The sequence below is a fragment of the Mycobacterium arosiense ATCC BAA-1401 = DSM 45069 genome (assembly GCF_002086125.1).
GTDB lineage: Bacteria > Actinomycetota > Actinomycetes > Mycobacteriales > Mycobacteriaceae > Mycobacterium > Mycobacterium arosiense.
In genome coordinates, this window is sequence record NZ_MVHG01000030.1 from 1 (window position 1) to 16,566 (window position 16,566).

13 protein-coding genes and 1 pseudogene are annotated in these 16,566 nt (G+C 69.9%); 9 read left to right on the forward strand and 5 right to left on the reverse strand.

What is annotated here, in order from left to right:
- Positions 1–89: 89 nt before the first annotated feature.
- Positions 90–1,304 carry a protein kinase domain-containing protein gene (locus BST14_RS13890; protein WP_083064974.1) on the reverse strand — a complete coding sequence of 405 codons (1,215 nt, stop codon included), beginning with the start codon at positions 1,302–1,304 and terminating at the stop codon, positions 90–92.
- Between the two features lie 164 nt (positions 1,305–1,468).
- Between BST14_RS13890 and BST14_RS13895 the strand changes: the two genes are divergently transcribed.
- Complete coding sequence (locus BST14_RS13895; protein ID WP_083064946.1) at positions 1,469–1,873, forward strand: Rv2175c family DNA-binding protein; 405 nt, start codon at positions 1,469–1,471, stop codon at positions 1,871–1,873.
- Here BST14_RS13895 and BST14_RS13900 read toward each other — a convergent pair.
- Positions 1,791–3,425, reverse strand: coding sequence for an alpha-(1->6)-mannopyranosyltransferase A (locus BST14_RS13900; RefSeq protein WP_083064947.1), 1,635 nt, complete (start codon positions 3,423–3,425; stop codon positions 1,791–1,793). The two genes, BST14_RS13895 and BST14_RS13900, sit on opposite strands and share 83 nt — an antisense overlap.
- 3 nt (positions 3,426–3,428) lie before the next feature.
- A complete protein-coding gene (idsA2, locus tag BST14_RS13905) occupies positions 3,429–4,478 on the reverse strand; it encodes a bifunctional (2E,6E)-farnesyl/geranyl diphosphate synthase (RefSeq protein ID WP_083064948.1) in 1,050 nt (349 codons plus the stop codon).
- Between the two features lie 257 nt (positions 4,479–4,735).
- Between idsA2 and BST14_RS13910 the strand changes: the two genes are divergently transcribed.
- Positions 4,736–5,632, forward strand: coding sequence for a mycobacterial-type methylenetetrahydrofolate reductase (locus BST14_RS13910; protein ID WP_083064949.1), 897 nt, complete (start codon positions 4,736–4,738; stop codon positions 5,630–5,632).
- Positions 5,633–5,641: 9 nt separating this feature from the next.
- On the opposite strand, the gene lppM is transcribed toward BST14_RS13910, so the two are convergent.
- A complete protein-coding gene (lppM, locus tag BST14_RS13915; RefSeq protein WP_066873414.1) occupies positions 5,642–6,292 on the reverse strand; it encodes a lipoprotein LppM in 651 nt (216 codons plus the stop codon).
- A 161-nt stretch (positions 6,293–6,453) separates the two neighbouring features.
- The gene (locus BST14_RS13920) at positions 6,454–7,062 is read right to left on the reverse strand and encodes a GNAT family N-acetyltransferase (RefSeq protein WP_083064950.1); all 609 of its coding nucleotides are present in this window, start codon (positions 7,060–7,062) and stop codon (positions 6,454–6,456) included.
- Positions 7,063–7,400: 338 nt separating this feature from the next.
- Between BST14_RS13920 and BST14_RS13925 the strand changes: the two genes are divergently transcribed.
- From BST14_RS13925 to BST14_RS13955, 7 genes and pseudogenes are all read left to right on the forward strand, one after another.
- Entirely contained in the window at positions 7,401–7,799 is a 399-nt protein-coding gene (locus BST14_RS13925) for an SCO2097 family morphological protein (protein WP_083064951.1), read from the forward strand.
- A gap of 406 nt (positions 7,800–8,205) precedes the next feature.
- Positions 8,206–8,637, forward strand: coding sequence for a division/cell wall cluster transcriptional repressor MraZ (gene mraZ / locus BST14_RS13930; RefSeq protein ID WP_067352892.1), 432 nt, complete (start codon positions 8,206–8,208; stop codon positions 8,635–8,637).
- On the forward strand, positions 8,612–9,775 hold the full coding sequence (gene rsmH / locus BST14_RS13935; protein WP_142279401.1) for a 16S rRNA (cytosine(1402)-N(4))-methyltransferase RsmH: 1,164 nt from the start codon (positions 8,612–8,614) through the stop codon (positions 9,773–9,775). Before mraZ ends, rsmH begins: the two co-directional genes overlap by 26 nt.
- Positions 9,772–11,022 carry a cell division protein FtsL gene (gene ftsL, locus BST14_RS13940; protein ID WP_083064953.1) on the forward strand — a complete coding sequence of 417 codons (1,251 nt, stop codon included), beginning with the start codon at positions 9,772–9,774 and terminating at the stop codon, positions 11,020–11,022. The genes rsmH and ftsL overlap by 4 nt, the downstream gene beginning before the upstream one ends.
- Entirely contained in the window at positions 11,019–13,094 is a 2,076-nt protein-coding gene (locus tag BST14_RS13945) for a peptidoglycan D,D-transpeptidase FtsI family protein (RefSeq protein ID WP_142279402.1), read from the forward strand. Before ftsL ends, BST14_RS13945 begins: the two co-directional genes overlap by 4 nt.
- Before the next feature lie 121 nt (positions 13,095–13,215).
- Positions 13,216–14,766, forward strand: a complete 1,551-nt coding sequence (locus BST14_RS13950) for a UDP-N-acetylmuramoyl-L-alanyl-D-glutamate--2,6-diaminopimelate ligase (RefSeq protein ID WP_083064954.1) — start codon at positions 13,216–13,218, stop codon at positions 14,764–14,766.
- A pseudogene (locus BST14_RS13955) lies at positions 14,763–16,307 on the forward strand (UDP-N-acetylmuramoyl-tripeptide--D-alanyl-D-alanine ligase); the annotation flags it as partial. The gene BST14_RS13950 and the pseudogene BST14_RS13955, both read left to right, overlap by 4 nt.
- Between the last annotated feature and the right edge of the window lie 259 nt (positions 16,308–16,566).

Below are 16,566 nucleotides of genomic sequence, written 5' to 3' on the forward strand. Positions count from 1 at the left end.
CGCCGTCGTCTACCGCGGCGCAGCAGTCCTACGCGCCATCACCCTCTGGCTACCCCATTTGTCAGACACGCCCTAGCTCCCCAATCGCATCAGAGCAGTCCGTTCAGGTTGCTGCCGACGGTCCACGCCGCGGTCGCGACCAGCCCGGTGATCGCCAGGATCACCGCCACCCAGACCAGCACCATGCGCCGGTTGTGCTGGCGCGCCCACACGAATTCGCCGATCGGGATGCCCGCGAATTCGCCTGTGACGGCCTCATATTCGTAATCGTCCTCGGGTTCGTTGTTTTGCACGGGACCTTTCGACTCCGGCCAGTCCTGCGGCCCGCGGGTCATCTGGCGGGTGGGCTGACGTACCGGCGCCGGCTCGGGAGCCCGGGGTTGTTGCGCGATGGGCGGCCGCTGGCTCGCCCGGCTGTGCTGCAGCGCTGCCGAACGGTGTTGCGCGGAGTTGCGTGGCGCCGGCACCCGGAAGTCCGGCAGCGCAAGCTCGTCGGCGATGGCGTCGAGGTCGGCTCGCATCTCGATCGCGTCGGCGTAGCGGTCGGCGGGGTCGCGGGCCGTGGCCCGCTGCACGAATTCGTCGAACTGCGCGGGCACACCGTCGATGACCCCGCTGGGGTGTGGCACGTCGGTGTCCAGCCGCTGATAGGCCAGCGACAACGCCGAGTCGCCGGTGAACGGTGTGCGTCCGGTCAACAGCTCGAAGGTCATGATCCCAGCGGCGTAGACGTCGCTGCGCGGACTGGCGGTTCCGTCACGCACCTGTTCGGGCGACAGGTAGGCCGCGGTGCCCAAAATGACGCTGGCGGAAGTGATTCCGGCGGCGGCGACGGCCCGCACCAACCCGAAGTCGGCGATCTTCACCTCGCCGTCATCGGAGATCAGCACGTTCTCGGGCTTGACGTCACGATGCACCAGCCCGGCCCGGTGCGCGGCGGCCAGCCCGCCCAGCACCGGACGAAGGACCGCGGCCACGGCGTACGGCGGCATGGGTCCGCGTTCACCCAGCAGTTCGCGCAGCGTGCCGCCCTCGATGAGCTCCATCACCAGGAACGGGTGCCGGGCGTCCAAGCCCTGGTCGTAGACCGCGACCAGCCCGGGGTCCTTCAGCCGGGCGACGGTTTGGGCCTCCCGCTGGAAGCGGGTCAAAAACTGCTCGTCGCCGGCGTAGCGGGAATCCATCACCTTCACCGCGACGGGCCGGTCCAGCCGGGTGTCCAGGCCGCGGTACACCGTCGATGTGCCGCCGCTGGCGATCCTGGACTGAACCAGGTAGCGGCCGTCCAGCAAGGCGTTGTCCAACGGATCGGCCGAGCCGGTTGCGGGTCGGCGACCGTGCGGGCCGGCCCGGCCCGAGGCGGGGCCGGGCGGTTGCGCTTGGGCCACGGGGCCATCGTAGGTGCGCGGCACCGATTGGCTGGTAGAACACGGGCTCAAGGTTGCTATCTAGGCCTACACTTGCCGGGATGAGCAGTATTCCTGCCGGCGAGGATGTGCTAGAGCCCGACGAGCCGATCTATGACCTCAAGCGGGTCGCCGAATTGATGGGGGTGCCGGTCACCAAGGTGCATCAGCAACTTCGGGAGGGCCACCTGGTTGCGGTTCGCCGCGGCGAGGGTCTGGTGGTGCCGCAGGTGTTCTTCACCAAGTCCGGTGAGGTGGTCAAGAGCCTGCCGGGATTGCTGACCATCCTGCACGACGGCGGCTACCACGACACCGAAATCGTGCGCTGGTTGTTCACCCGGGACCCCTCGTTGACGGTCACCCGCGACGGCAGCCGCGATGCGCTCAACAACGCCCGTCCCGTCGACGCCCTGCATGCCCATCAGGCGCGGGAGGTCGTGCGCCGGGCGCAAGCGATGGCCTACTGAGCCCGTTCGCTCCATCTCCCGCGACGCCGGCGGCCTCGGCGTGCCGCGCGGGAGCCCGGTACAGGCTGTAGGCGGCGATCAGCGCGCAGGCCGTGGCCAGCGAAAAGTGCAGCCACGAGTACATGCCATGCGAGCCATCGGGTTTGAAGATCACCATCACCCAGGTCGACAAGCCGCCGATGACCGCGACCGCCCGGCGGGACTGCGCCAGCGGGGCCACGACCGCCAGCGGCCACGAGTAATACCAGGGCAGCGCGGCCGGCACGAACAGCACCACGATCAGCATCGACCACGCGATGCCGGTGAGCGCGGCCCGGTCGTCGCGGCGAAACCGCCACCACAACAGCGGCAGCGAGATCGCGATGATTGCGATGCCGACCAGCCGGGTGACGCGAAGGATCGGGTAGAAGCTTACCGGGAAGAACCCGCCGCCGATCGCGTGGATCAGGTTGGCGGCCGCGGTCGGCACGGTCAGCCAGTTGATGATCTTCACCGATCCGGCCAGCGCGGTCAGCCAGCCCAGGCCGACGCCGGCCACCGCGGACAAGACCGCGAACACCACCACGAAGATCAGCAGCGATGACGTCGTGGCCGCGAAAAACGCTGTCGCCGGCCGATATCCCCGTCGAGCACGCAGCTGCCGCATCCACACCCACACCAGAAAGGGCAGCGCGATGCCAGCGGTGGCTTTGACCGCGATGGCGACGGTGATCAGCGTGATGCCGGCGACGGGGCGGCCGCCGAACGTCAACGCGATGCCGGCGGCCATCAGACCCACCATCAGCATCTCGTTGTGCACGCCGCCCATCAGATGGATGAGCACCAGGGGGTTGAGCACGCAGATCCACAGCGCCGTGGCGCCATTGGCGCCCAGCTGGCGCGCGATGCGGGGGGTCGCCCAGATCAACAGCACCAGACCGGGCAGCATGCACAGGCGCAGCAACGCGGTGCCGGCCACCACGTTGTCGCCGACGACGATGGTGATGATCTTGGCCACCAGGATGAACACCGGGCCATAGGGTGCGGTGGTGATCGACCAGATGGGACTCACGTTGTCCAGCAAGCTGTTCGGGTTGGCGACCGGGCCGACGGCGTACGGGTCCAGCCCGTCGCGCAGCAGGGCTCCCTGCGCCAGATAGGAATAGGTGTCCCTGCTGAAGACGGGCACCGACACCAGCAACGGCGCCAGCCAGAACGCGGTGGTGGCCTTCATGACGAACTCGGTCGCCTCGCCGGCCAGCACCCGGCGGCCCAGGGCCAGCCACGCGAGCAGCATCAAACCAACGCCGGTCCACAACACGATCGACGACAGCACCAGGCCGTGGCCAAAACGCAACCAGGACATGTGCATCGACTCGAGCAGCGGGTCGTGTTGACGGGTGCTGCCCGCGCCCAGCCCACCGAGGGTGATCAGCACCGCGCCGAGCATGCCCAGTTTCGCCGGCCGGGAATCGCCGGCGGCGACGAAGACCTTGAGCCGCGAAACCCATTCCCCACGTGTGGGTTCGGCCGCCGATGAGTCGGCCGCCGAGGTCTCGGTTGGGGTCGTCATCGATCAGGCGGACCGGTTGGTGGCCAGCTTGGCCAACTCGGACAGGCCCGCTTTGGCCGCGGTGTTGATGGGCGCGGCCGCCAGTGTGGCCAACGCCCGCTGGGTGAGCGCGGCGATCCGTTGTTCGGCCGCGGCGAGCGCGCCGACCGACTCGATGACGTCACGCAGCCGATCCACCTGTGCGTCGGTCAGCCGCGCTCCGAGTGACGTGCGTAACAGGTTGGCCGCCAACGGGTCTGACTGCTCCGCCAACTCCACCGCCTCGGCCAGCAGCACGGTGCGCTTGCCCGAGCGCAGATCGTCCCCGGACGGCTTGCCCGTCACCGCGGGGTCACCGAAAACCCCCAGCACGTCGTCGCGCAGCTGAAAGGCCACCCCCAGGTCGGTGCCGAACTGGCTGAAGACATCGTGGACGTCGGGCCGGTCGGCGGCGGCGGCCGCACCGAGCTGCAACGGCCGGGACACGGTGTAGCAGGCGGTTTTAAAGGTGTCGACGTTCATCGCCGAGGCGATCGAGGCGGCCGCGCTGGCCTCGGCGACGATGTCGAGGTACTGCCCGCCGAGCACCTCGGTGCGAATATTGGCCCAAACTCGCCGCACCCGCCGCGCCGCCTGCGGCGTCAACTCGACACCGAACGCGATGTCGTCGGCCCAGGCCAGCGCGAGATCGCCGAGCAGGATGGCGGCCGACATGCCGAACCGCTCCGGCGAGCCCTGCCAGTGTCGCTCACGATGCAGCGCCGCGAACTGGACGTGCGTGGTGGGCCGACCGCGGCGGGTGGAGGAGTCGTCGATCACGTCGTCGTGCACCAGCGCGCACGCGTGCAACAGCTCGAGTGCGGAAAACAGCAGCAGCGCTTGCTCATCGGGCGCTTCGGTGGTCACGGCGCGCCAGCCCCAATAGGCGAAGGCGGGCCGTAGCCGCTTGCCGCCGCCCAGCACGAAGTCTTCCAGCGCGGCGATCAGACCGCTGTAATCGTCTCCGATGTATGCGGTCTCGGTGCGCCGGTCGTGCATGTACCCGCGCAATTGGTCGGTAATGGCGCCGGTCAACTCGACGGTTGCCGCCGCTGCTGTGGCTCCTAGGCTCAGCGCGGCGCCCCTTTCTGCTCGGCTGGCTGGGTGTTGCAGCCCCGACCAGTGTATTCGCCGCGCCTCCCCGGCCGCTCACCCATGACAGCGGGCGGGCGACCCAGTTGCTTCGCGTGGCTCACTAACCCGCCCCTATGCTGGCGGGTGCGCCGGGGCCCGCGAATACGCGCGGCCACAAGACGCCCCGGGCCAATCGCCGTCGGATGGAGAGAAGCCGCGTGACCCTCAACACCATTGCGCTCGAGCTGGTGCCGCCGAACGCCGACGACGGTCGCGAGCGGGCAACCGAAGAGGCGCGCAAAGTGGTGCGGAATTCGGCCGAGGCGGGCCTGGACGGCCGGATCCGGCACGTGATGATTCCGGGGATCATCGCCGAGGACGACGACCGTCCCATTCAGATGAAGCCCAAGCTCGATGTGCTCGAATTCTGGTCGATCGTCAAGCCGGAACTGCCCGGGATCAACGGCCTGTGCACGCAGGTCACCGCGTTCATGGACGAGGCGTCGCTGCGCGCGCGGCTGACCGAGCTGACCTCGACGGGCATGGAGGGCGTGGTCTTCGTCGGCGTGCCGCGCACCATGAACGACGGCGAAGGCTCCGGCGTCGCCCCCACCGACGCCCTGTCGATCTACCGCGAGCTGGTGACCAACCGCGGCGTCATCTTGATCCCCACCCGGGACGGCGAACAGGGCCGGTTCAAGTTCAAGTGCGACCAGGGCGCCACCTACGGCATGACCCAGCTGCTGTACTCCGATGCGATCGTGGGCTTCCTGAGCGAGTTCGCCAGGCAGACCGATCACCGGCCGGAGATCCTGCTGTCGTTCGGCTTCGTGCCGAAGATGGAGAGTCGGGTCGGACTGATCAACTGGCTCATCCAGGACCCGGGCAATCCCGCGGTGGCCGCCGAGCAAGAGTTCGTCAGGAAGCTGGCCGCCGGTGAACCGGCCCAGAAGCGCCGGCAGATGCTCGACCTGTACAAGCGGGTCATCGACGGGGTAGCCGAGTTGGGCTTTCCGCTGAGCATTCACCTCGAGGCGACCTACGGCAATTCAGGGCCGGCGTTCCAGACGTTCGCGGAGATGCTCGCCTACTGGTCACCGGGCCAGCAGAGCTAGCCGGCGAAGCTAGCTGGGCGGCGGCTGGTCGCGCGGAGCGGTCAATCGCGGTGACCGGTCCCGGCTGACCCAGGCCAGCAGCCCCACCACGCCGGCGGCCGCGAACGACGCGATGCACAACCACACCACCGCTCCGGTGAAGGAACGGGTGTTGGGATCGGTGTAGCGGGCCTGGGCGGTCATCGTGGTCACCACCCCGGGCTTGAGCTTCCACGACACCACGTCGGGTTCGACCCGGTCACCGTTGGTGGAGGTCACCACGCCGGGGAAGGCGACCGTCAGCTCGACGTCGGCCTCGGGATCGGTCAGCGAGGTCAGATCCGCCCGGCCCTCGAGGATCACCAGGTTGCCGTTGCGGCGCAGCGTCAGGTTGACCCCGGAGGCGTCGGAGTTCATGTTGGCCAGCTGCGGCAACTCGGCGAAGGTCAGGTCGGAGAACACCGCCTGCGAGCCGACGTAGCCGTCGCTGTCGTAGTTCGACACCGCCACCTTCTGACTGAACGGCAGGTTGTTGCTGTCCAGCTGGGGGCCGGTGTCTTTGGGGGTCTTGGGTTTCGCGGCCGCGACGATCTCGCCGGACACCAAGTCGTCGGGGGAGATGGTGAGCGAGGCCCGGACCCGCAGGCAGCCGGTGGCCAGCGGCACGACCAGCAGCAACATCGCGATGGCCGTCAGGCGGCGCCGTCGAGCTCGAAGCGCTCGGGATCCTCGGCTGCGGGGCGGGGGAGAGCTGGCTCGCACCAGGTCATCGTGCCAGATCCGTTGCGCCGTTTGAATGAGGCGGCGTTTCTCAACGTGTGCCGGTCGCGGCCGGTTCGGGGCTATAGCGGTAGTGTGCGGCCCAGGATCGCAAACGCCCGCGGGTCCCCGGCGAAGTGGTAGCCGCGGATGATGTCGGTGAAGCCCAGGCGCCGATACAGCCGCCAGGCGCGGTTGGGCTCGCCGTTGGTTTCCGGCGTCGACAGCAGCACATTCTGCTCGGCGCGGCCCGCGAGCAGCCGCCGGGCCAACGCCTCGCCCAGCCCGCGACCCTGGGCGCAAGGGTGGATGTGCAGCTCGGTCAACTCGAAGTAGCTGTTCATCAGCCGGGAGATCTCCTGCGGCGGTGAGCCGCCGCGCTGCATGCCCAATACCACCTGCTGTTGCCACCATTGCCCGGGTGCGCCGGGGTAGCCATAGGCCACCCCGAGCAACCGGGCGCCGGCCAGGGCCTCGGCCGAGGGCGGTTGCGCGCCTGCGTCTTCGGCCTCTTCGGTTTCGACGACGCCTGCCCCCTGCCACCCCCGCCGGCGGATGTGTTCCAGCCACATCGCGGCGCGCTGCTGCTCGGTGCCGCGCGGGTAGCGCATCGCATCGACGTACACCGCCAAGGCGTCATCGAGGCGGCGCTCCATGTCGCGGGGCAGCAGATCGATGAGAAATATCGCCAACTCGCGGTCTCCTCCTCATCGATTCGCGGGCGGGTGCGGTGCGCCGGCGGCTTGTGGTGCGGTGGACCGGGCCGCTATCGCCCATTATCGGACTCGCGTGCGACTGCCGGACGAGCGGTCGTGACACCGGACCGACGGACCGCCACGGTTGGCGCAAGCCGGTTGCAGCGCACCGCCGTTCCGGTCTGCGGGGGCGTCGCCAGGCGGCCGCGATAGAATCGGCGCCGAACCAGTGGTACGGGGCAGATTGACCTCGTATCATTCAATTAGTTGCCCCGGCAACGGGCATCCGCGTGCTAGCGATAGTCACGTGCCAACCAGTCGGCAAGGAGGGACGAATGCCACTCTCCGATCATGAGCAGCGGATGCTCGATCAGATCGAGAGCGCTCTCTACGCCGAGGACCCCAAATTCGCGTCAAGTGTCCGTGGCGGAGGGTTTCGCGCACCGACCGCCCGCCGTCGACTGCAGGGCGTGGCACTGTTCGTCATCGGGCTGGCGATGCTGGTGTCCGGGGTGGCGTTCAAGGCGACGATGATCGGAAACTTCCCGATCCTCAGCGTGTTCGGGTTCATCGTCATGTTTGGCGGGGTGATCTTCGCGATCACCGGCCCCCGGTTGTCCGGCAGGCCCGACCATTCCGGCCCGGCCGTCACGTCGCTGCGCCAGCGCCGCAAGGCCGGGGGCTCGTTCACCAGCCGCATGGAGGACCGGTTCCGCCGTCGCTTCGACGACTGACCGCATCCACAACACTCTCGGGGCAGCCACCGGCTGCCCCGATTCGTGTTTTAAGGGGCCGCTGACCGTCGGCCGTGCGTCGCAGATCCGCGCAACCGTCGATGCCGTTTTGCGGCTCAATCGAGCCCTAACCGCCACGCGTCGCGCAAATTGAGCCCCACCACGCCCCACTAGAGTCCCCCACAACGCCCCACTCTCCGTATTTCACCAGGTAAGCGGGCTGTGCTCCGGACCCGGGAAGACGGCCGGGCCGGCTTCCGACACACCCCGGAGGCGGCTTTGGCGGCGTCCTGACGACGGATAACGCTGAAATCGCCACGGCGACACTCCGAGAATGGGGCGTAGTGGGGGATTGTGGGGTATGGTGGCTGCAGTGTTTGGGTGACCCCATAGGGGAGGTGAGCTGGTGTTTCTCGGCACCTACACGCCCAAACTCGACGACAAGGGGCGGCTCACGCTGCCCGCCAAGTTCCGCGACGCACTGGCAGGGGGGTTGATGGTCACCAAGAGCCAAGACCACAGCCTCGCCGTCTATCCGCGGGCGGAATTCGAGCAACTGGCCCGCCGCGCGAGCAAGGCCTCGCGGAGCAACCCCGAGGCGCGGGCGTTTCTCCGCAATCTCGCCGCGGGCACCGACGAACAGCATCCCGACGCGCAGGGCCGGATCACGTTGTCGGCCGATCACCGGCGCTACGCCAACCTTTCCAAGGACTGCGTGGTGATCGGCGCGATCGACAACCTCGAGATCTGGGATGCGCAGGCTTGGCAGGACTACCAGCAGACCCACGAAGAGAACTTCTCCGCGGCCAGCGATGAAGCACTCGGCGACATCATCTGAGGCGCTTGCCCGTGCACCGTGGCCTCTGCCCGAACCGACCCTGGCGTACTTCCCCAACGCCAGGTTCGCGACTTCGGTCAGAGACCTCGGTGCAGGGGCGTCTCGCACGATCCCCGGAGGTGTTGCGGTGGTTGACGAACCGCACGATTACGGGCATGTCCCCGTCCTGCTGGAACGCTGCGTCGAACTGCTCACGCCCGCGCTGACCCGCCACCAACCCGACGGGTCGGGGGCGACCCTGGTCGATGCCACGCTCGGTGCGGGCGGGCACGCGGAACGGTTCCTCGCCGACCTGCCGGGCCTGCGGCTGATCGGATTCGACCGCGATCCCACCGCGCTCGACATCGCCCGGGCGCGGTTGGCGCGCTTCGCCGACCGGGTCACGTTGGTGCACACCCGCTACGACGATATCGCCGTTGCGCTCGACGAATCCGGTTATAGCTCAATCGAATCGGTGGACGGAATGCTGTTCGACCTCGGGGTGTCGTCCATGCAGCTCGATCGCGCCGAGCGCGGCTTCGCCTATGCCCAGGACGCGCCGCTGGACATGCGGATGGATCCCTCGTCGCCGCAGACCGCGGCCGACATCGTCAACACCTACGACGAGGCCGAGCTGGCAAGAATCTTGCACCGCTACGGCGAGGAGCGGTTCGCGCGTCGCATCGCCGCGCACATCGTGCGCCGCCGTGCCCGCGAACCTTTCCGATCGACCGCGGACCTGGTGGCCCTGCTCTACGAAGCGATCCCGGCCGCGGCCCGGCGCACCGGCGGGCACCCGGCCAAGCGCACCTTTCAGGCGCTGCGGGTCGCGGTCAACGACGAGCTGGACACGCTGCGCAATGCCCTGCCCGCCGCCCTGGACGCCTTGGCCGTCGGCGGGCGCATCGTGGTGATGGCTTACCAGTCGCTGGAGGACCGAATCGTCAAGCGGCTCTTCGCCCAGGCGGTCGCGTCGCGCAGCCCGGTGGACCTGCCCGTTGAACTTCCCGGCCACGAGCCGCGATTCCGTTCCCTGACACACGGTGCCGATCGGGCTGACGCCACCGAGATCGAACGCAATCCACGCAGTGCCGCAGTGCGATTGCGGGCGCTGCAACGAATGCAGTCACAGCAGACCGGCGGGAGAGGCGAGGCATGAGAGCAGAGCGCGAGACGTCGAAGCGGCGCGGCGGCAGCGACCGCCGGGGTGGGCGCGACGGCGCTGCCCGGCGGACCCGCCGTCCCGCGGCCGAAGCCGGATCGGCGCGGCGCACCCGAAGCGGCCGGACCTCGGCGCCGGCCCGCGAGGTCCGCGCGCCCAAGTCGGCACCGCAGACCAGCCCTGTCGCCCGGCCGGTACCACGGCCGGCCCGGCCCAAGAGCACCAGCCAGGCCAAGGCTCGTGCCAAGGCGCGTAAAGCCAAGGCGCCAAAGGTTATTCGCCCCCGCCTCACCGAGCGGCTGGCCGTCCGGCTGGCGTCGATCGACCTGCGGCCGCGGACCCTGGCCAGCAAGGTTCCCTTCGTGGTGCTGATCATCGGCGCGCTGGGCATCGGGTTGGGGCTCACGCTGTGGCTGTCCACCGACTCCGCAGAGCGCTCGTACAAGTTGAGCCACGCCCGGGAGCGCACCCGGCTGCTGCAGCAGCAGAAGGAGGCGCTGGAGCGCGACGTGCGCGAGGCGGAGTCCGCCCCGGCGCTGGCGGAGGCGGCCCGCAAGCAAGGCATGATCCCCAGCCGGGACACCGCGCACCTGGTGCAGGATCCGTCCGGGAACTGGGTGGTGGTGGGCACGCCCAAGCCGGCCGACGGCGTTCCGCCGCCCCCGCTGAACACCAAGCTGCCCGACGAAATGCCGCAGCCCCCGAAGCCGCCGGCCGCTCCTCCCGAGGTCTCGATCCGGATGGAACCGGCCCCCGGCGGCCCCGTCCCGGCCAGGTCCGGGCCCGAAGCGCTGCTGCGCACCCCCGACGGCGCGTCGACGGTGGGCGGTCAGCACCTGGCCCCGGCGGTGCCCCCGGTGCCCGGCGCGCCTGCCGCGCCCGGTGTGCCGGTCCCGGGTACGCTGCCCGGCATGCCAGGCGGACCGGCGACGGGTGCATTGCCCGGCATGCCCGCGGGCCCGGCCACCGGACGCGCACCGGGCGTGCCGCCGACCATGCCGACGCCGGGGCTGCCCATGCCGGCCGGGCCGGCGACCGCTCCAGCACCCCCCGAGGTGTCGATTCCCTTGGGCGGGTTGCCGATTCCGCCTCCTGGCCAGATGCCCGCTCCGTTGCCCGCCGAGATTCCGGTCCCGATGCAGTTGGGGCGCCCGGCGGCGCCGGTTGAACCGGTGGTCCCCGCCGCCCCGGCCAACAGCCTGCCCGGGCCCGCGGCCGCCGCGGCGCCAGGTGTCCCCAGGTGAGCCGCGGTGAATCCCCGCGGGCCCGCCGGTCGCAGTCGGCGCGCCGGACGCGTGGTCCCCGTAAGGATCTGGCGGGCAAGGGCGTCCGGCAACCCAAGCGCCGCCTGAAACGGCAGCAGGCCGACGTCGGCCGCGACGTTCGGCAGTCGAAGCGATTCCGCAAAGCCAAGCAGGCCAAGGGCGCCGGGGTTGCCCAGCGGTCGGAGACGGTGGCGTTCGGGCACTCGGCGCGGGAGCGCCGCACCCGTCAAATCGTGCAATTGACCAGCCGCGGCGGGTCCTTCGTCTTCCGGCATCGGGCGGGCAACGTGGTCATCCTGGTGCTGATGCTGGTGGCCGCCGCCCAGCTGTTCGCCTTGCAGGTGACCAACGCCCCGTCGCTGCGGGCCCAGGCCGCCGGCCAGCTCAAGGTCACCGATGTGGAAAAGGCGGTGCGCGGCAGCATCATCGACCGTCGCAAAGACCAGCTCGCCTTCACCATCGAGTCGCGCGCGCTGACGTTTCAGCCGAAACGGATTCGCAAGCAACTCGAGGAAGCCAGAGCCAAGAACTCGACGGCCTCCGATCCGCAGCAGCGATTGCGCGACATCGCCAAGGAGGTTTCCAGCCGCCTGGGCAACAAGCCGGACGCGGCGACCGTCCTGAAGAAGCTGCAAACCGACGACAATTTCGTCTACCTGGCGCGCGCCGTCGATCCCGCTGTCGCCAGCGCGATCTCGGACAAGTACCCCGAGGTCGGTTCCGAACGACAGGATCTGCGCCAGTATCCGGGTGGATCGCTGGCGGCCAACATCGTCGGGGGCATCGACTGGGACGGGCACGGCCTGCTGGGGCTGGAGGAGGCCATGGATTCGGTGCTGTCGGGGACCGACGGTGCGGTCACCTATGACCGCGGATCCGACGGCGTGGTCATCCCGGGCAGCTACCGCAACCGGCATCGCGCGGTCAACGGCTCGATGGTCCAGCTGACCCTCGACGACGACATTCAGTTCTACGTGCAGCAGCAGGTTCAGCAGGCCAAGAATGTCTCTGGCGCGCACAATGTTTCGGCCGTCGTGCTGGACGCCAAGACCGGCGAAGTGCTGGCGATGGCCAACGACAACACGTTCGACCCCTCGCAGGACATCGGGCGGCAGGCCGACAAACAGCTGGGCAACCTGGCGGTGTCCTCGCCGTTCGAGCCCGGCTCGGTGAACAAGGTGATCACGGCGTCGTCGGTCATCGAGTACGGCCTGTCCAATCCCGATGAGGTTCTGCAGGTCCCCGGCACGATCCAGATGGGCGGGGTGTCCATCCACGACGCGTGGGATCACGGCGTGATGCCCTACACCACCACCGGTGTGTTCGGAAAGTCTTCCAACGTCGGCACTTTGATGCTCGCGCAGCGGGTCGGTCCGGAGCGTTTCTACGACATGGTCCGCAAATTCGGTCTGGGCCAACGCACCAACGTGGGCCTACCGGGCGAGAGCGCCGGGCTGGTGCCGCCGATCGACCAATGGTCGGGCAGCACCTTCTCGAACCTTCCCATCGGCCAAGGCCTTTCGATGACGCTGCTGCAGATGACCGGCATGTATCAGGCGATCGCCAACGACGGGCTGCGGATACCGCCGCGAATCGTCAAGGCCACCATCGCCCCGGACGGCACGCGCACCGAGGAGCCGCGGCCGGATGGCGTGCGGGTGGTCTCGCCGCAGACGGCGCAGACCGTGCGCAACATGCTGCGCGCCGTCGTGCAAAAGGACCCGATGGGCTATCAGCAGGGCACCGGCGCCGCCGGCGCGGTGACGGGTTACCAGATGGCCGGCAAGACGGGAACCGCGCAGCAGATCAACCCGGCCTGCGGTTGCTACTTCGACAACGTCTACTGGATCACGTTCGCGGGGATGGCCACCGTCGACAACCCCCGGTACGTCATCGGCATCATGATGGACAACCCGGAGCGCAACGCCGACGGGACGCCGGGCCACTCGGCGGCCCCGCTGTTCCACAACATCGCCGGCTGGCTCATGCAGCGCGAGAACGTGCCGCTGTCGCCCGACCCCGGGCCGCCGCTGACGCTGCAGGCCACTTAGCCCTACCCCCGGGACCTCGCCGGGCCGAGCCAGACCTTGCCGTCGCCGCGCATAACCTCGTGGCCGGTTGCGGCTAGGTAGGGTGTCATGGCCGATCATGACGAACGGGAGGTGGTGAGCAGTGTCGGTGCCCGCCGGGTTGCGTCCGGACGCCGTCGCGGGCGTTCCGTTGTCGGCCCTGGCGGCGCAGGTCGAAGCGGCGCCGGCCGACGGCGGCGTGAGCCTGCCCGACGTGACCATCACCGGCGTGACGCTGCGCGCGCAGGACGTGCTGCCCGGTGACCTGTTCGCCGCACTGCCCGGCCTGACGACGCATGGGGCCCGCTATGCCGTCGAGGCGATCGAACGCGGCGCGGTCGCGGTGCTCACCGACGCCGCCGGGGCCGCCGAGATGAGCGCGGCCGGCGCCCCGCCGGTGCCGACGCTGGTGCATCCCGACCCCCGCGGCGTGCTCGGCGGCCTGGCCGCCACGGTGTACGGGAACCCGTCGCAGCGGTTGGCCGTCGTCGGCATCACCGGCACCTCCGGCAAGACCACCACCACCTACCTGGTCGAATCCGGTCTGCGCGCCGCCGGCCGCACCTGCGGGCTGATCGGCACGATCGGCATTCGCATCGACGGCGCCGACATTCCCAGCGCGCTGACCACCCCGGAGGCGCCCGCACTGCAGGCGATGCTGGCGGCCATGGCCGAACAAGGCGTCGACACCGTCGTCATGGAGGTCTCCAGCCACGCGCTCGCGCTGGGCCGGGTGGACGGAACCGGCTTCGCGGTGGGCGGTTTCACCAACCTGTCCCGCGATCACCTCGACTTCCACCCGACCATGGCGCATTACTTCGGCACCAAGGCAATGCTTTTCGACCCGAACTCGCCGCTGCGGGCGCGCCGCGTGGTGGTGTGCGTCGACGACGAGGCCGGGCGAGCCATGGCGGATCGAGCCGGCGACGCCGTCACCGTCAGCGCCGAGGGCCGGCCCGCGCATTGGCGCGCCGTCGACGTGGCCCCGCTGGGCGCCGGGGGGCAGCAGTTCACCGTCATCGACCCCACCGGCGCGCGGCACCGGGTCGGCGTCCCGTTGCCAGGCCACTACAACGTCGCCAATTGCCTTGTCGCGCTGGCCCTTTTGGACGCGGTCGGGGTGTCACCGGAGGGGGCGGCGCCGGGGCTGCGGCAGACCCGCGTGCCGGGACGCATGGAACAGGTCGACGCGGGCCAGGACTTTCTGGCGCTGGTCGACTACGCCCACAAGCCGGGCGCCCTGCGCGCAGTGCTGAGCACGCTGATGCGCCCGGGTCGCCGGGTGGCGGTGGTCTTCGGCGCCGGTGGCGAGCGCGACCCGGGCAAACGGGCGCCGATGGGCGCGACGGCCGCCGAGCTGGCCGATCTCGTCGTCGTCACCGACGACAATCCGCGCGGTGAAGACCCGTCGGCGATTCGCCGGGAGATCCTGGCCGGGGTGAACGAAAGCGGTTGCGCGACAGAGGTTGTCGAGATCGCCGACCGGCGCGCGGCGATCCGGCACGCGGTCGCCTGGGCGAGGCCCGGCGACGTGGTGCTGATCGCCGGCAAGGGCCACGAAACCGGTCAGCGCACCGGCGGGCACACCCGCCCGTTCGACGACCGGGTGGAGCTGGCCCAGGCGCTGCGCGACCTCGACGGGGCGCAGCGATGATCGACCTGACCGTCGCGCAGATCGCCGACATCGTCGGGGGCGCCCTGTCCGACATCTCGGCCCAGGACGCCGCGCACCGCCACGTCACCGGGACGGTCGAGTTCGATTCGCGCGCCGTCGGTCCCGGCGGGCTGTTCCTAGCGCTGCCGGGCGCCCGGACCGACGGACACGACCATGCCTCCGCCGCGATCGCCGCTGGTGCCGTCGCCGTCCTGGCGGCGCGACCGGTCGGGGTTCCGGCCATCGTGGTGCCCCCGCAACCACCGCCGGGGCAACACGGGCTGGCCGGGGTGCTCGAGCACGACGCCGACGGATCCGGCGCGGCGGTCCTGGCCGCGCTCGCCAGGCTGGCCCGGGCGGTGGCCGCCGAACTGGTCGCCGGCGGGCTGAGGATCGTCGGCATCACCGGATCGTCGGGAAAGACCTCGACCAAGGACCTGGTGGCCGCGGTGCTGGCGCCGCTGGGTCAGGTGGTGGCCCCGCCCGGTTCGTTCAACAACGAGCTCGGTCACCCCTGGACGGTGTTGCGCGCGACCGCCGACACCGACTACCTGGTTCTCGAGATGTCGGCCCGCCATCCCGGCAACATCGCCGCGCTGGCCGACATCGCCACACCATCGATCGGGGTGGTGCTCAACGTGGGCACCGCTCACCTGGGCGAGTTCGGCTCGCGCGAAGCCATCGCCCAAACGAAATCCGAACTGCCGCAATCCGTTCCAGCTTCGGGTGTGGTGATCCTCAATGCCGACGATCCGGCGGTGGCGGCCATGGCCGACGTGACCGCGGCCAGGGTCGTCCGGGTCAGCCGCACCGAGCGAACCAACGCGGGCCCCAGCGACCTGTGGGCCGGGCCGGTGTCGCTCGACGAGCTCGCCAGACCGCGGTTCACGCTGCACCGGCGCGACGCCTCCGGGGTGAAGCGGGTGCAGGTACAGCTCGGCGTCTACGGCGATCACCAGGTCGGCAACGCGCTGTGCGCCGCCGCGGTCGCCCTGGAATGCGGCGCCGACCTCGACCACATCGCGGCCGCGTTCGCCGGGGCGGGCCCGGTGTCGCGGCACCGGATGCAGGTCACCACCCGCCCCGACGGGGTTACCGTGATCGACGATGCCTACAACGCCAACCCCGATTCGATGCGGGCCGGGTTGCAGGCGCTGGCCTGGATCGCCCACGGCGGAGGCGAGGGCGGCAGCCCCGCCGAAAAGCGCCGGAGCTGGGCGGTGCTCGGCGAGATGGCCGAGCTCGGTGAGGACGCCGTCCTCGAGCACGATCGCATCGGCCGGCTGGCCGTGCGCTTAGATGTGTCTCGACTCGTTGTCGTGGGAAGTGGGAGGTCGATGAGCGCCATGCACCACGGAGCGGTCATGGAGGGTGCCTGGGGCGCCGCCGAAAAGGGGGCCGTCAACGTCGCCGACAGCCACGCCGCCCTGGAATTGCTGCGGGCAGAGGTGCAACCCGGCGACGTCGTGCTGGTCAAGGCATCCAACGCGGCTGGCCTGGGCGCGCTGGCCGACGCCCTGGCCCGTGACGATCGCGAGGGCGGCGAAGCCGGGCGAAGCGGGTCGTCACCGTCGGGCGCCGACGATCGCGAGGGCGGCGAAGCCGGGCGAAGCGGGTCGTCACCGTCGGGCGCCGACGATCGCGAGGGCGGCGAAGCCGGGCGAAGCGGGTCGTCACCGTCGGGCGCCGACGATCGCGAGGGCGGCGAAGCCGGGCGAAGCGGGTCGTCACCGTCGGGCGCCGACGATCGCGAGGGCGGCGAAGCCGGGCGAAGCGGGTCGTCACCGTCGGGCGCCGACG

Bases quoted from the DNA above. Each gene is read 5' to 3' on its own strand.
- lppM (WP_066873414.1), bottom strand. From the start codon at position 6,292: ATGTTGCTGCTGGTCGTGCCGCTGGCCACCGGCTGCCTGCGGGTCCGG.
- BST14_RS13895 (WP_083064946.1), top strand. From the start codon at position 1,469: ATGAGCAGTATTCCTGCCGGCGAGGATGTGCTAGAGCCCGACGAGCCG.
- ftsL (WP_083064953.1), top strand. From the start codon at position 9,772: ATGAGAGCAGAGCGCGAGACGTCGAAGCGGCGCGGCGGCAGCGACCGC.
- BST14_RS13900 (WP_083064947.1), bottom strand. From the start codon at position 3,425: ATGACGACCCCAACCGAGACCTCGGCGGCCGACTCATCGGCGGCCGAA.
- BST14_RS13925 (WP_083064951.1), top strand. From the start codon at position 7,401: ATGCCACTCTCCGATCATGAGCAGCGGATGCTCGATCAGATCGAGAGC.
- rsmH (WP_142279401.1), top strand. From the start codon at position 8,612: ATGAAGCACTCGGCGACATCATCTGAGGCGCTTGCCCGTGCACCGTGG.